Below are 14,016 nucleotides of genomic sequence, written 5' to 3' on the forward strand. Positions count from 1 at the left end.
TAGCCTCGACCGGTGATCGTGACCAGCGCGACCGAGGCCGCCCCGGGCCGCCCCGCCAACGAGGACCAGGTCTTCCGGCACGGCCGGGTCGTCGGGGTGCTCGACGGCGTCACCGCACCGGACCTGCCGACCGGCTGCGCGCACGGGCCCGCGTGGTACGTCCGGCGCCTGGTGGCCCGGCTGCGCGAGTCGGTCGACGACGAGCCCGGTGCCGTGCTGACGGAACTGCTGGCGCAGGCGATCATCCGGGTACGCGGCGACCACCCCGGCTGCGACCTGGGCGACCCGAGCACGCCCGCCGCCACGGTGTGCCTGGTCGGCGTCGGTGCCGACCGCCTCGACTACCTCCTGCTGGGCGATAGCCCGCTCGTCGCGGACCAGGGCGGACACGTCGCCGCGTTCACCGACGACCGCTTCGACCTGGCGTACGCGAGCATCCGCGCCGAGGCGCTGCGGGGCGACGTGCCGCTCGGCTCGGCCGAGCACCGCGCCCGGCAGCGGACCGCCGCGCTGCGCAAACGCGAGCTGACCAACACCCCGGAGGGCTACTGGATCGCCGCCGCCGATCCGCGCGCCGCCGCCAACGCGATCACCGGCAGTCTGCCGCTGACGGGCCCGGCCGCGGTACGCCGGGCCGCGCTGCTCACCGACGGCGCGTCCTGCGCGGTCGACCTGTTCGGGCTGTTCGACTGGGCGGGCCTGCTCGACCTGGTGACCGAGCACGGACCGCAGGAGCTGATCCGGCGGGTACGCGCGGCTGAGACCGCCGACCGCGACGGCTTCACCCGCCCGCGCCACAAACGACACGACGACGCCACCATCGCCCTCTGCCGCTTCGGCCGCGCCTGACCTGGGCCTCTGGGCGATCCTGCGGGGTGGGCCCCGGCGTCAGGCGGCCGGTCGCCAGCCCAGGGCCGGGCCGAGCCGGGTGGCCATGTCGGTGAGGATCTGCACGTAGTCGTCGTGCCCGAAGGTGAACGGCAGCGCGAACGCCACCTCGTCGACCTCGCGGTACGCGGCGTGCGCGGACAGCCGCTCGGCCAGCTCGTCCGACGTGCCGACCAGGTCGGGCGCGAACATCATCCGGGCCGGACCCTGCGGGCTCGCGGTACGCGGCAGCCGCTTCGCGGCGTACTCGGCGTAGCGGGCACGCTGAGCGGCGGTGGCCGAGTCGGTGGGGATGACGACCAGGCCCTGCGACACCCGGGCCGCCTGCCCGGCCGGGTGGGCCTCGCGGAACGCCCGGATGTGGGACAGCTGGACCTGCTCGAAGTCCTCGGACTCCTCGGCCTTGACCACGCTGCTGGTCAGCAGGTTCATGCCGTGCTCGCCGGCCCACCGGCACGAGCGCAGGCTGCCGCCGCCGTACCAGATGCGCTCGGCCAGGCCGGGGGAGTGCGGCTGGACCCGGTCGGAGAAGACCTCGATGCCCTCGACGCCCCGGAAGGCGGCGGCGGGCTCGCCGCGTACCAGCTCCAGCAGGCGCCGGGCCCGGTCGTAGCCGAAGTCCTCGGCGTCGGCGGTGTCCGGGTACAGCGACTGCCGGACGTCGTCGAAGTGGGCGGGCGGGCCGACGCTGATCCCGGGGTTGAGCCGCCCGCCGGACAGGATGTCGACCGTGGCCAGGTCCTCGGCCAGCCGCAGCGGGTTCTCCCAGCCCAGCGGCGTGACCGCGGTGCCGAGCTCGATGCGGCTGGTGCGCTGGGTCGCGGCGGCCAGCACCGCCACCGGCGAGGAGATGCCGAACTGCAGGTGCCGGTGGCGCAGCCAGGCGCTGTCGAAGCCCAGGCGCTCACCCAGCTCGATGATCTCCAAGGTGGACTCGTGCCCGCGCCGCGGCTCGGCCTCGTCGAACAGGCCGATGGTGAGGAATCCGAGCTTGCGCAGCGGCACGGCGTACCCCGATCGTCGGGCAGTGGTGGGGCCGCGCGGACCGGCTCACTGCTCCTTGAGGCAGAACACCACCTGGGTGCCGGCAGCGGGCCGCTCGGTGGAGAAATAGTACTGGCTGTAGGTGGGTGCCTGGGCCTGGCAGGCGGCGTCGGCGCCGGACTCGTCGGTGAAGTCCTCCTCGATCCGGACCAGCACCCGCATGGTGCCCGGTCCGCAATCAGCGATCTTCATCAAGGGGTGCTCGGCGTCGCCGACATCGCGTACGCACTGGTCGGCTCGGATCAGCGCATCGTCGCCGGTGGTGGCGGCGGTGCCGACGGTACTGGCGGTGGGGGTCGGCGCGGCCGCGCTCGCGGTGGCCACCGCGGCGGGGGTGTCGTCCGGGCGGGACTCCAACCACTGCACCACGGTGACCACCGAGGCGACGATGCCGGTCACGCCGGCCACGATGGTCAGCCATTTCATGGCGCTCTGCCGGCCTTCGCGGCCGCTGGACCCAGCCTCACCGTCTGTCACGCGCGCACGGTAGCAAAAGGAGCGTGCCGCGCCACGCCGCCGACCGGAAGACGACACCGCCGCGGCGTCAGCCGATGGTGACGACCTTCGCCCAGTCCGGCGGCGTGTCCGGCACCCGGTCGGGGTCGTCCTCGTCCCACGCGGGCGCGGTCGAGCGCGGGAACAGCCCGACCACCGTGCGGCACGGCGGCTTGGCGGACGGCCACGGCGTCTGCCCGTCGGTCAGCACCACCACGACGTCGGGGCGCGGGTTGGTCCGCAGCGCCTGCGCGAACCCCTCCCGCAGATCGGTGCCGCCACCGCCGATCAGCGGAATGCTCTCGGCGCGGCACAGCGGATGCGCCACCCCCGCCGCCGCGTCGCAGGACAGCACGCTGACCAGGTCGCGGCGGCCGCCCACGGCGCGGGCGATCGCGGCGACCTCCAGCAGCGCGCTGCCCAGCTCGGCATCGCTCACCGAGCCGGAGGTGTCGATGATGACGCGTACCCGGGGCGGGGTGCGGCGCAGGCTCGGCAGCACCACGCCGGGCAGGCTCGCCGCCCGCCGCGAGGGCCGCCCCCAGACGTAGTCGTCGCCCGAGCCGACGGCCGACGCCGCCGCGCGGACCGCCGCGCCGAGCAGCTCCCGCCACGGCTGCGGCGGATGGAACGCCTGCTGCGCCCAGCGCCGCCAGCCCTCCGGCACGTCCCCGCGCCCGGTCATGCCCTGGGCCACCCGGAACCGGACGGCGTCGCGCTCCTGGTCGCTGAGACCGCACGCGCCGTCCGGGCCGAGGTCCCACTCGCGGTCCCGCCCGTCGGCCCCGCTGCCGCAGTCCAACCAGACCAGACCCTGCGTGTACGGCCCGAGCCGGAACCGCCCCAGGTACTCCTCCATCAGCAGGTCGGACGGCAGCTGGAGCAGTTCGGGCCGGACCGCGTCGGCGGGCTGAGGCAGGCCGTCGCCGTACACGTCGTCGTTGATCTCGCAGTCGGCGGCGATGTTCATCCGCAGGCGCTCGCCCGGGCCGGAGAGGTGGTGCCGCGCGGCGTACCGGTCGCCGCGGCCGTGGTGGTCGCGCAGCAGGTGGGACACCTCGTGCACCCATACCCCGGCCAGCTCCTCCAGCGGCGTCGCCGCCACGAACGCGGGCGAGACGTAGCACCGCCAGTGCCGGTCCACCGCCATCGTCGGCACCCGGCGCGACTCGACCGGATGCAGCGCGAACAGTGCCGTGGCCAGGTACGGCCGCACCGTCGCCGCGTACAGCCGGGCCGCGTACAGCTTCTCGACGTCCATCGTCACCGGCGCGCCCCGGCCAGCCCGACCGCCCGGTCCGCCCGCTTGGCCACGGCCACCGCCCCGGCCAGCCGATCGATCGCGGCCGGCACGTCCCAGCCGTCCTGCCGCAGCGCGGCCAGCGTCGTCGCGGGCACCACCACCAGGTCCGGCGCACCGGTCTCCAGGGCCAGCACCAGCAGCGCCCAGGCCGCGTCCCAGCGGGACCGGTCGGGGCGGGCGCGGACCGCCGCGACCACCCCGTCGAGCACCGCCTGGCGCAGGTCGCCCCGGTCGGGCAGCACCGCCGAGCCCGGATCGGCCAGCAGCGCCTCCGGGTCGGGCAGGTCCAGCCGGTCCAGGCTCGCCAGCAGCTCCAGCCCCGGCCCGTCGCCGACGGTCCCCCGGACCAGCAGGGACAGCACCTCGCGGGAGGTGTCCGCGGCGGAGGCGAAGGCGATCAGCCGCAGCGCCATGTCCCAGCTGCGCGGTGACGGCCACGGACCGCCGCGCTGGGTCTCGCCGGCGGGCAGCTTGTGTACCAGCCCCGGTCGGGTGGTCAGCAGCCCGCACACCGCGCGGCGCGCGTACGCCACCGCCGCGGGCAGCCGCGCCGGGTCGAGCCGGGGCAGCGACGCCCGGGGCCAGACGCCGCCGAGGCCGCGTACCACCACCTCGTGGTCGTGCGTCCACTGCAGATGGACGAAGCGGTTGGCCAGCGGCGCGCTCAGCTCCCAGCCGTCGGCGGCCGAGGAGCGCGGGTTGGCGGCGGCGACGATCCGCACCCCCGGCGGCAGCTCCAGCGCCCCGACCCGCCGCTCCAGCACCAGCCGCAGCAGCGCCGCCTGGACCGCCGGGGGCGCGGTCGACAGCTCGTCGAGGAACAGCAGGCCGCGCCCGGCCCGGACCAGGCGCACCGCCCAGTCCGGCGGGGCCATCGGCACGCCCTGCACCGCCGGGTCGTCGCCGACGATCGGCAGGCCGGAGAAGTCGGTCGGCTCGTGCACGCTGGCGATCACCGTGGTCAGCGGCAGGTCCAGCACCGCGGCGAGCTGGTTCAGGGCAGCGGTCTTGCCGATGCCCGGCTCACCCCACAGCAGCACCGGCAGGTCGGCGGCGACGGCCAGCATCAGCGCCTCCAGCTGCGGGTCGGGCCGCAGCTCGGTGGTGGTGTCGCCGAGCAGGGCGAGCAGGTCGGCGGCGACGTCGAGCCGCCGCGCCGGGACGGACTGCCGCGCATCCCCGGTCGCGGGCTGCGGCGCGGGCTCGGCGGTGGTCGGAAGGTCCAGGACAGAGAAAGACATGTGGCATCACCAGACAGGTCAGCGGCCGCGTCGCGGCCGAAGGATGGAGGAACGAACGCGTCGGTACGCGGATCAGCGGTGGTGGCGGGCCAGGCGCGGGCGGTTCAGGTCGGCGCCGCGACGCTTGCGGTCGGGCTCCCGGGTCGGACCCCGACCGGTGAGCCCGGCCCGGTAGGCGCCGTGGACGACCTGCCGCTGTGCCGCCCGCTCCAGCTCCTCGCGCAGCGAGCCGGCGCGTAGCAGCACGTCCGCGCCGAGCAGCGCCTCGACGGCGGCCAGGGCACCGGCGGTGTCGCCGTGGTCGAGGCGGGCCTGGACGTCGGGCAGGCACTCCGGGCTGCGGTGTGCCAGATCGATCGCCCGCAGGCAGGCCAGCGGGGTGCCGCCCAGCTCGGCCAGCAGCCCCTCGCGCCGCAGCTCGTCCGGGTCGTGGTCCAGCGCGACCAGCACGCCGTCCACGATCCCGATCCGGTGCTCGGCACCCCTGCACTCGACCACGCGCACCCCCGTGCCCGCGTTGTCGGTCCAGGCGTCCCCGGCGGCCCGGTGGTCCGGCGCCAGCGCCGCGGCGACGAGCGGATGCAGCCGGTCGGGCGGGACGGCGCCGGCCCGCAGCAGCTCCAGGTCGGGCAGGACCCAGGTCGCGGCGTACGGCAGGACCGGGCGGGCCGGGTCGTCCCGTTTCGCGGGCGGGACCGCCGATACGCGGACCTGCTCGGCGGCGTCCAGGTCGAGGGCCAGCCGCCGCCGTCCGTGCAGGCGCACCGTGACGGTGCCGCCTGCCCGCCCCTCGGCCCGCAGCAGCAGCGCGGCCTCGGCCGCCCACCGGTCCGTGGCGCAGCCCCCGTCCGGCGGCACCAGGTCGGGTGGCACCGGACCGGGTGGCGGCACCGGGCCGGTCGTGGCCGACGGCTGGGCGCCGGACCGTTCCCGCAGCTCGCCGGCGTGGCGGACGTCCCACAGGTGCCGGTGCAGGTCGAGCCGGAACCGGCGGTCCGGATGCGGATGCGGATGGGGGTGCGGCAGGTCGGCGGGGCGGGACTCGTCCCACAGGGCCAGGCTGATCCGCTGCCCCGCGTCGGCCCACGCCGGTGCGGTGCGCGCCACCAGGTGAACCGAGCTGCCTGGTCCGCTGAGGTGGTAGCGCGCCAGGGAGATGGTCAGACCGGGCCGTAGCAGGCCGTCCGGCGCCACCCGCGGCAGGTGCCAGCGCAGCAGGTCAGGTGCGAGATGCCGCAGTTCGGTGCGGAGATCGGCGGCGAATCCGCGGCCGTGGACGCGGGCCACCGCCCGCAGATTCAGATCGGCGTCGACGCGCGCCGCTGCGCACGCCCCGGCCCAGTCGCCCGCGACACGGCGGGCGGTCGCGGTCCGGATCATCGAGGGCGGCACGGCGAATTCGCGTACGTGCTGCCAGAAGAGGAGACGGGATTCCCTGTTCGCAACAGTCGAGCGCATCAGCACTCACCTTTTGCGGACGGGACCTCCGTTCCATTCAGGAAGGTAGTCATCGCGGGCAGCCTAACCCATCACGTCGCCGCTGTCAGGTGGGATGCTCAGTCGGCCAGGCGGCGGACCTTCAGGGTGCTGTCGCTGCGGGTGCCCGGCTGGCCCTCCGGCCCGGTCGCCGCGAACTCGTACGCCTCCTTGACCAGCACCTCCCACTCGCGGTCGGGCAGCGCGAGCGCCGCCAGCACCTCGTCCGGTCCGGGGAACTCGACGTTCTCGTGCTGCCCCACGTGCCAAGACGGGAAGGTCCGGTGCCCGACGACCAGCAGCACCCCGCCCGGCACCACCGCCGCCGACGCCGTGCGCAGCACCGCCCGCCAGGGCAGCGGGCCGCGCGAGTGCAGGAAGCAGGCGCTGACCAGGTCGTACCGGCCGTCGGGGAAGGCGGTGGCGAGGTCGTGGCGCTGCCAGTCGATGTGGTCGCCGAGGCCGGCCACGGCGGCGTGCGAGGCGCCGCGCCGCAGCGCGGTGGGGGAGACGTCGACGGCGGTGACGCGCCAGCCGTGGGCGGCGAGCCAGATCGCGTCGGCGCCTTCCCCGCAGCCGAGGTCGAGGGCCGCGCCGGGGGTCAGGCCCGCCGCCTCGCGTACCAGCGCGGCGTTGGGCTTACCGCTCCACACCTGGTCGCTGCCCCGGTAGCGGTCCTCCCAGAACTGCTCGTCGGTCGGCGGCACTGCGGCGTGGTCGTGGGACATGGGCGCTCCTGTCGTCGTACCCACATGATCCACCAGTGGACCTGCGGCCCGCACGCAGGCCGCCCGATCAGGCCGCGGTCAGATCGATCCAGTATCGCCTGGTGTGGCCCAGTTCCGTGTCGCGGACGTCCTCCAGCACGCCGCCGTTGCGCTCGATGGTGCGCGCCGACGCGGTGTTGGTGTCGTCGCAGGTCACCAGCGCCCGGTCGAGGCCGCGCACGCGGGCGTGCCCGAGCACCTCGCGCAGCGCCCAGGTGGCCAGGCCGCGCCTGCGGGCCGCCGGGCGGATGCCGTAGCCGATGTGGCCGCCGGCGTTCAGCAGGAAGTCGTTGAGCCGGTGCCGCAGCGAGATCGACCCGACGATCTCGTCCCCGTCGGCGATCCACCAGTACGTCGCGTGGACCAGGCCCTCCGTCAGCGGGATCGACTCGTCTGCCATGCGGTTCATCCGGTCGACGTACACGGTGAAACCGGCCAGGGTGTCGACGTCCTCGTCCTTGCGCAGGCCGCTGCCGTGCTGGACGGCGTCGCGGCCGTAGTCGTCGCGGCAGTCGAGCCAGGCGCGGTGCCGGGCGACATCGGGTCTGAGCAGCTCAGGCATGGCGGTCAGCGTAGGCGCCGACGACTGGTCGGGGCGACCGATTTCGCGCGTCCGCGATGCCGCCGCCCCGCCCCGCCCGCCCCGCGCGATGCCGCCGCGCTCCGCCCGCCCCTGGCCGCCTTGAAATCGACGCTGGCCTATCTAGTGGACAGGTTTCGGCGAGTGGTCTTCTGGATAGGCCAGCGTCAATCTTAAGGCGGGGCGGGCGGGTGGCGGCGCAGACGGTTCTGAGCAGGACATTCCTACGATGTGAGATTTAATAGTAAGTATTCTTGACTGTTAACCATCGACTCGGGACGATCTGAAAACCGCTCGTCCCAGGAATGCTCCTCCCCCCGATCCAGATCGGAGCAGCGATGTCCAGACTGCGAATGTCCGTCGCAGCCGCCATGTCCGCCCTCGTCGCCACCGTCGCGGCCGTCGCCCTGGCCGCCCCGGCCGGTGCGGCCGAACTGATCTCCAACGGCGGCTTCGAGTCGGGCAGCCTGTCCCCGTGGACCTGCTCCGCCGGCACCGGCAGCGTCGTGTCCACCCCCGTCCGCACCGGCACCAAGGCGCTGCAGGGCGCCGCGTCCAGCACCGACCACGCCAACTGCACGCAGAACGTGGCCACCGTGTCGGGCACCTCCTACACGCTGACCGCCTGGGTGCGCGGCAACTACGTCTACCTCGGCGTCACCGGCGGCGCGTCCACCTGGACCCCCAGCGCCGCCAACTGGACCCAGCTGACGGTCACCTTCACCGCCAGCAGCGCCTCCACCCAGGTCTACCTGCACGGCTGGTACGCGCAGGGCTCCTACTACGCCGACGACGTGTCGCTGCAGGGCCAGGGCGGCACCGCCGTCCCGGGCGTGCCGGGCACCCCGGCGGCGGGCACGGTCACCAACAGCTCGATCGCGCTGTCCTGGGCCGCCTCCAGCGGCACCGTCAGCGGCTACCGGGTGTACGAGGGCAGCACCGTCGTCTCCTCGTCGACCGGCACCTCGGCCACGATCAGCGGCCTGGCCACGTGCAGCACGCACACGTACTCGGTGGCGGCGTACAACAGCGCGGGCGAGTCGGCCCGCTCCGGCAGCGTCACCGTCACCACGACCGGCTGCACCACCGGCGTGCCCGGCCCGCCCACCAACCTGCGCGTCACCGGCAGCACCGACACCTCGCTGTCCATCGCCTGGAACGCGGGCACCGGCACGATCACCGGCTACCGCGTCTACGAGGGCAGCACGCTGCGCACCACCACCACTTCGCTGGCGGCGACGCTGTCGGGCCTGGGTACCTGCTCCAGCCACACCTACACGGTCAAGGCCTACAACGGCACCGGCGAGTCGACCGGCGCCACGCTGACCGCCACCACCACCGGCTGCACCACCGGCACCCTGCCCAAGCACCTGCTCACCGGGTACTGGCAGAACTTCACCAACGGGGCGACGCCGCTGCGGCTGTCGTCGGTGCCGACCACGTACGACATCGTGGCCGTCGCCTTCGCCGAGGCGAACGCGAGCACCCAGGGCGCGGTGACGTTCAGCGTCGACCCCGGACTGTCCTCGGCGCTGGGCGGCTACACCAACGCCCAGTTCACCAGTGACATCTCCACCCTGCACTCGCGCAACCAGAAGGTGATCCTGTCGGTCGGCGGCGAGAAGGGCACCGTGTCGGTGGCCAGCTCGACCGCGGCGACGAACTTCGCCAACAGCCTCTACACCCTGATCACCACGTACGGGTTCGACGGCGTCGACATCGACCTGGAGAACGGCCTCAACGCCACGTACATGGAGCAGGCGCTGCGCAACCTGCGTTCGCGGGTCGGCTCGGGCCTCATCATCACGATGGCGCCGCAGACGATCGACATGCAGTCCACCGGGTCGAGCTACTTCGCGCTCGCCCTGGCCATCAAGGACATCCTGACGATCGTGCACACCCAGTTCTACAACTCGGGCAGCATGCTCGGCTGCGACCAGCAGTTCGCGTACTCCCAGGGCACGGTCAACTTCATGACCGCCCTGGCCTGCATCCAGCTGCAGAGCGCGCTGCGGCCCGACCAGATCGCCCTCGGCCTGCCCGCCACCACGCAGGCGGCCGGCGGCGGCTACGTCAGCCCGAGCGTGGTCAACAACGCCCTGTCCTGCCTGGCCGCCCGGACCAACTGCGGCAGCTTCGTGCCGCCGACGGCCTGGCCGAGCATCCGCGGCGCGATGACCTGGTCCATCAACTGGGACGCCAGCAACGGGTACGCGTTCGCGAACTCGGTGCACAACCACCTGGTCGGCATGCCCTGACCCGGTGACCCGGACGAGCGGCGGCCCGCGGTGCGGGCCGCCGCTCGGCGTATCGGCTCAGGACGCCGCGGGCTGCGGCGTCGCCTGCTCCTGGGGCGCGGCCGGCTGCTGGGGCGCGGCCGGGCGGAGCAGCCCGTAGCGGGCCGTGTCCAGGGTCCCCTTGCCGGTCACCGCGTACCCCGGCGAGGCGGCGTCGGTGGTGAGCGAGATGTTGGCCTCGTAGCGGGTGTACCAGTTCGCCGCGCCCTTGGGCGGCTGGGCGGTGCTGGCGTTGATGACGTACGGCTTGGTCGCCAGCGCGGTGTCGGTCGAGGTCATCACGACCGAGGCCGCGTTCTCGCCGGTGTACACCCACTCGATCTGCGAGGTCTGGCTCTCGTCGTCGCCGGTGCGCTCGAACTCGGTCGCGTTCAGCGTCTGGCTGCCGAACCCGGACACCAGCCGCTTGCTGTTCTTGGCGTCGTCGATGACCAGCATCGGCAGGTAGGTCGCGCCCCACTGCGGCTTCAGCTGCGCGTCGACCCCGAGGATGGCGAAGTCGCCCACGACGCCCCGGCCCGTCTTCCAGCTCTCGACCACCTCGGGCAGTGCGATGTTGCCCCAGCTGTGCTCGTGGAACCCGTGCCCCTCGAACTCGCGCACCTCGTCGTAGATCTTCAGCGTGCCGGTGACCTTGCCGGTCGGCACCGGCGCCGTCCAGCCGTAGTAGGTGTCGGTGCTGCCCAGGAACAGGACCCCGGTGCCCGGCCGGAACGGCGCGGCCTGGTTGGTCAGCGTCAGGTCCAGCCCGAAGTCCCCGTCCCGCCCGGTCAGCCGGTAGGTCTTCGTATCGCCGGTGAGGCTGAACGGCCCGACCTTGACGTCGCAGCGGTCGGTCGCGCTGGCGAACTGGTTCCAGGCGTACGTCTTGACCACGTCGAAGTTCGAGCCCCACGGGAACGACATGACCAGGCTCGCGGCGGGCAGCCGGTTCTGCTCGGTCGGGTTGGCGGTCAGCGCGTCGCCGGGCCGCGTCCGCAGGGTGAAGGTCACCACCGTGCCGTCGTCGGTCATGAACTCGCAGTGCCAGCGCTCGTACACCTTGGGGTCGCTGTTGACGGCCGCGGTGCGGAACCCGCCCTCCCACGGCTGGAACTGGTCGGCCTTGAGCGACAGCCGCTCGTAGTCCGAGGGCGCGTCACCGAACGTGTTGAGCGTGGCCGGTGGCGGGCCCGCCTTGGGCTTCTCGTCGCCGCCGCAGCCGGCCAGGGCCGGGATGGCGGCGAGCGATCCGGCCGCGAGCGCGCGCAGCACGGTGCGTCGCGACGGCGTGGAGCTGTACAGATGAGCATTCATGGCGCCGTCCCATCGCCCCGGCCCCGGGCGGGCGAACCGCCGGAGTCCAACCCATTGATTGTTGTTTGCGCAGAATATACGGTGCATTGGGTGATCTGGCGGCGATTTAAGCAAAGTGTCCGCAGGCTGTGGCGGTCACGCTTACGGCATCGAGGGGCGGCGCTGGGCCGGGTGTGGCGCCAGTGACCGACGGCGACAGGCGGCTGGCGACGAAACACGAGATGGTGGCGCTGGGCCCGCGTCCACCGGTCGGCCGACCCCGCAGGCGGGACCCGCCCCCTGCCGAGCCTGGACAATTGGAATGGTGAGCGACCAGGCACCCCAGCAGCTTCCCGGTGATCCGCGATCGGATGTGATGCGAGTCGCCGACCGCCAGGCAGCGTACGCGGCGGCCGGGCTCGATCCGTACGGCCGACCCGTCGCATCGACGTCGAGGCTTGCGCGGGCGGCCACCGTGCACCACGTCGCGCCGCCGCCAGCCGATGGCTTGCTGCAGGTCAAGCCGGAGCCGTTTGGGGTGCGCCTGTTCTGGAGTGCGCTCAAGGCGCTGCGCGCGATACTCATCCTGGGTTTTGTGTGTGTGGTGTTCGTCCCCGCGTCCCGAGAGATGCTGATCACGGCGTGGGTGTGGGTGTTCGGGGTTGCCACCTTGGGCCTCGGGCCTCTCGTGCTGCTGGCCAAGGTGTCTGTGTTCGGTATCGAATCGGTCAGCCCGCGCTACCGGCGACGCCGCTGATCCAGCCGCCGGGCTGCCTGGAATACAGGAGCTTCATCGGCGATGATTGATGGTATTGCATCGGCGGAGTCTGCTCGCGTAACGGTAGCGGCGCGAAGCGCCCCCACGGCCGGGCCGGGGAGCGCTCGCGGTGCCGGGACGGGTCAGCGGATGGGGTCGCGGCGGTAGAGGCGCTTGGCCCACAGGTAGCAGAGCGCGGTGATGCCCGCGCCCCAGGCGACGGCGCCCACGGCGTTGCCGCCGATCGGGCCGCCCAGCAGCAAGCCGCGCAGGGTCTCCATCATCGGCGTGAACGGCTGGTACTGCGCGAACCAGGCGACCGGGCCGGGCATCGAGTCGGTCGGCACGAAGCCGCTGCCCATGAACGGCAGCAGGATCAGCGGCATGGGCAGGTTGCTGGCCGACTCGATGCTCTTGGCGACCAGTCCGCAGGCCACCCCGAACCAGGTGACCGCGAGCGAGATCAGGGTCAGCAGCCCGGCGGCGGCGAGCCACTCGGCGACCCCGGCGGTGGGCCGGAAGCCGACCGCGATCGCCACGCCGATCACCACGGCCAGGGCCAGCAGCATCTGCACCAGGTTGCCCAGCACGTGGCCGGTCAGCACGGACGGGCGGAAGATCGCCATGGTACGGAACCGGGCGATGATGCCCTCGCTCATGTCCTGCGCCACCCCGACCGCGGTGCCCTGCGCGACCCCGGCGATGGCCAGCAGCAGGATGCCCGGGGTGACGTAGTTGGCGTAGACCTCCCGGCCGCCCCCGGCGGCGATGCCGTCGCCGAGCGTGCCGCCGAAGACGTACACGAACAGCAGCAGCATCACCACCGGCACGCCGATCAGGTAAATGATCAGCGGGTAGCGCCGGGCACGCACCAGGTACCGCCGCAGCATGGTGGTCGAGTCGCGCAGCGCGTAGGCGGCGGTGCTCATCGGATGGCTCCTTCGGGGGTGGTGGCGCTGTCGGGGCGCCCGGTCAGGGCGAGGAAGACGTCGTCGAGGTCGGGGGTGTGCACGGTCAGCTCGGCCACCTCGACGGCCGCCCGGTCGAGCCGGTCGAGCACCGCGCGCAGCGAGCCGACGCCGCCGTCGCTGGGCACCTGCAGGGTCAGCGCGTCGTCGTCGCGGGTGTTCGGGCCCAGCGCGCGGGCCGCAGACTCCAGCTCGGCCGGTCCGGCGAAGCGCAGCCGGATGTGCCCGCCCGGGATGAGGCGCTTGAGCTCGGCCGGGGTGCCCTCGGCGATGATCCGGCCGTGGTCCAGCAGCGCCACCCGGTCGGCGAGCTGGTCGGCCTCCTCCAGGTACTGCGTGGTGAGGAAGATGGTGACCCCGCTCGCGACCAGGTCGCGGATGATGTCCCACATGGTGCGGCGGCTGCGCGGGTCCAGCCCGGTGGTCGGCTCGTCCAGGAAGATCACTTCAGGCTTGCCGACCAGCGTCATGGCCAGGTCGAGACGGCGGCGCATGCCGCCGGAGTAGGTGACGACCGGCTTGGCGGCCGCGTCAGCCAGGTCGAACCGGGCCAGCAGCTCCGTGACGCGGCGGCGTCCCTCGACCCTGGGCAGGTGGTTCAGGTCGGCCATCAGCATGAGGTTCTCGGCGCCGGTGAGCAGGTTGTCCACGGCTGAGAACTGGCCGGTGACGCCGATCGCGGACCGCGCGCCGTCGGGGTCGGCGGCCACGTCGTGCCCGGCCACCTCGGCCCGGCCCCCGTCGGCGCGGATCAGCGTGGACAGGATGTTGACGGTGGTGGTCTTCCCGGCGCCGTTCGGGCCGAGCAGGGCGAAGACGGTGCCCGCGGGCACGTGCAGGTCGATGCCCTGGAGCACGGGCGTCTTGCCGTACGACTTGCGCAGGCCGGTGACGGTGAGCGCCGGTCGGGGGGTGGTCATGGGGG

13 protein-coding genes are annotated in these 14,016 nt (G+C 73.3%); 3 read left to right on the forward strand and 10 right to left on the reverse strand.

The window, feature by feature from the left end:
* The first annotated feature begins 12 nt into the window (after positions 1-12).
* Positions 13-849 (forward strand): hypothetical protein, encoded by an 837-nt coding sequence (locus QEZ54_RS11415; RefSeq protein ID WP_281304512.1) that lies wholly within the window; start codon positions 13-15, stop codon positions 847-849.
* A 39-nt stretch (positions 850-888) separates the two neighbouring features.
* On the opposite strand, the gene QEZ54_RS11420 is transcribed toward QEZ54_RS11415, so the two are convergent.
* The 7 genes from QEZ54_RS11420 to QEZ54_RS11450 form a co-directional block, all read right to left on the reverse strand.
* Positions 889-1,893 (reverse strand): LLM class flavin-dependent oxidoreductase, encoded by a 1,005-nt coding sequence (locus QEZ54_RS11420; RefSeq protein ID WP_281304513.1) that lies wholly within the window; start codon positions 1,891-1,893, stop codon positions 889-891.
* A gap of 45 nt (positions 1,894-1,938) precedes the next feature.
* Positions 1,939-2,409, reverse strand: a complete 471-nt coding sequence (locus QEZ54_RS11425; protein WP_281304514.1) for a hypothetical protein — start codon at positions 2,407-2,409, stop codon at positions 1,939-1,941.
* 67 nt (positions 2,410-2,476) lie between these two features.
* Entirely contained in the window at positions 2,477-3,688 is a 1,212-nt protein-coding gene (locus QEZ54_RS11430; protein ID WP_281304603.1) for a VWA-like domain-containing protein, read from the reverse strand.
* 2 nt (positions 3,689-3,690) lie between these two features.
* A complete protein-coding gene (locus tag QEZ54_RS11435) occupies positions 3,691-4,971 on the reverse strand; it encodes a MoxR family ATPase (protein ID WP_281304515.1) in 1,281 nt (426 codons plus the stop codon).
* Between the two features lie 72 nt (positions 4,972-5,043).
* Positions 5,044-6,429, reverse strand: a complete 1,386-nt coding sequence (locus QEZ54_RS11440) for a hypothetical protein (protein WP_281304516.1) — start codon at positions 6,427-6,429, stop codon at positions 5,044-5,046.
* A 98-nt stretch (positions 6,430-6,527) separates the two neighbouring features.
* Positions 6,528-7,175 (reverse strand): class I SAM-dependent methyltransferase, encoded by a 648-nt coding sequence (locus tag QEZ54_RS11445; RefSeq protein ID WP_281304517.1) that lies wholly within the window; start codon positions 7,173-7,175, stop codon positions 6,528-6,530.
* 67 nt (positions 7,176-7,242) lie between these two features.
* A complete protein-coding gene (locus tag QEZ54_RS11450) occupies positions 7,243-7,776 on the reverse strand; it encodes a GNAT family N-acetyltransferase (protein ID WP_281304518.1) in 534 nt (177 codons plus the stop codon).
* Between the two features lie 356 nt (positions 7,777-8,132).
* On the opposite strand from QEZ54_RS11450, the gene QEZ54_RS11455 reads away from it, so the two are divergent.
* Positions 8,133-10,052 (forward strand): glycosyl hydrolase family 18 protein, encoded by a 1,920-nt coding sequence (locus QEZ54_RS11455; protein WP_281304519.1) that lies wholly within the window; start codon positions 8,133-8,135, stop codon positions 10,050-10,052.
* A 57-nt stretch (positions 10,053-10,109) separates the two neighbouring features.
* Here QEZ54_RS11455 and QEZ54_RS11460 read toward each other — a convergent pair whose 3' ends face one another.
* Positions 10,110-11,387 (reverse strand): hypothetical protein, encoded by a 1,278-nt coding sequence (locus QEZ54_RS11460; protein ID WP_281304520.1) that lies wholly within the window; start codon positions 11,385-11,387, stop codon positions 10,110-10,112.
* A 304-nt stretch (positions 11,388-11,691) separates the two neighbouring features.
* Here QEZ54_RS11460 and QEZ54_RS11465 point away from each other — a divergent pair, with 304 nt between their 5' ends.
* The gene (locus tag QEZ54_RS11465; protein ID WP_281304521.1) at positions 11,692-12,123 is read left to right on the forward strand and encodes a hypothetical protein; all 432 of its coding nucleotides are present in this window, start codon (positions 11,692-11,694) and stop codon (positions 12,121-12,123) included.
* Positions 12,124-12,266: 143 nt separating this feature from the next.
* Here the strand turns inward: QEZ54_RS11465 and QEZ54_RS11470 are convergent, their stop codons facing one another.
* Both QEZ54_RS11470 and QEZ54_RS11475 read right to left on the reverse strand, forming a co-directional pair.
* Entirely contained in the window at positions 12,267-13,052 is a 786-nt protein-coding gene (locus QEZ54_RS11470) for an ABC transporter permease (RefSeq protein WP_281304522.1), read from the reverse strand.
* Positions 13,049-14,011, reverse strand: a complete 963-nt coding sequence (locus QEZ54_RS11475; protein ID WP_281304523.1) for an ATP-binding cassette domain-containing protein — start codon at positions 14,009-14,011, stop codon at positions 13,049-13,051. Before QEZ54_RS11475 ends, QEZ54_RS11470 begins: the two co-directional genes overlap by 4 nt.
* Between the last annotated feature and the right edge of the window lie 5 nt (positions 14,012-14,016).

Origin of the sequence: Catellatospora sp. KI3, assembly GCF_029948125.1 — a bacterium.
Taxonomy (GTDB): domain Bacteria; phylum Actinomycetota; class Actinomycetes; order Mycobacteriales; family Micromonosporaceae; genus Catellatospora.

Bases quoted from the DNA above. Each gene is read 5' to 3' on its own strand.
- QEZ54_RS11440 (WP_281304516.1), bottom strand. From the start codon at position 6,429: ATGCGCTCGACTGTTGCGAACAGGGAATCCCGTCTCCTCTTCTGGCAG.
- QEZ54_RS11475 (WP_281304523.1), bottom strand. From the start codon at position 14,011: ATGACCACCCCCCGACCGGCGCTCACCGTCACCGGCCTGCGCAAGTCG.
- QEZ54_RS11455 (WP_281304519.1), top strand. From the start codon at position 8,133: ATGTCCAGACTGCGAATGTCCGTCGCAGCCGCCATGTCCGCCCTCGTC.
- QEZ54_RS11445 (WP_281304517.1), bottom strand. From the start codon at position 7,175: ATGTCCCACGACCACGCCGCAGTGCCGCCGACCGACGAGCAGTTCTGG.
- QEZ54_RS11435 (WP_281304515.1), bottom strand. From the start codon at position 4,971: ATGTCTTTCTCTGTCCTGGACCTTCCGACCACCGCCGAGCCCGCGCCG.
- QEZ54_RS11430 (WP_281304603.1), bottom strand. From the start codon at position 3,688: ATGGACGTCGAGAAGCTGTACGCGGCCCGGCTGTACGCGGCGACGGTG.
- QEZ54_RS11460 (WP_281304520.1), bottom strand. From the start codon at position 11,387: ATGAATGCTCATCTGTACAGCTCCACGCCGTCGCGACGCACCGTGCTG.
- QEZ54_RS11450 (WP_281304518.1), bottom strand. From the start codon at position 7,776: ATGCCTGAGCTGCTCAGACCCGATGTCGCCCGGCACCGCGCCTGGCTC.
- QEZ54_RS11470 (WP_281304522.1), bottom strand. From the start codon at position 13,052: ATGAGCACCGCCGCCTACGCGCTGCGCGACTCGACCACCATGCTGCGG.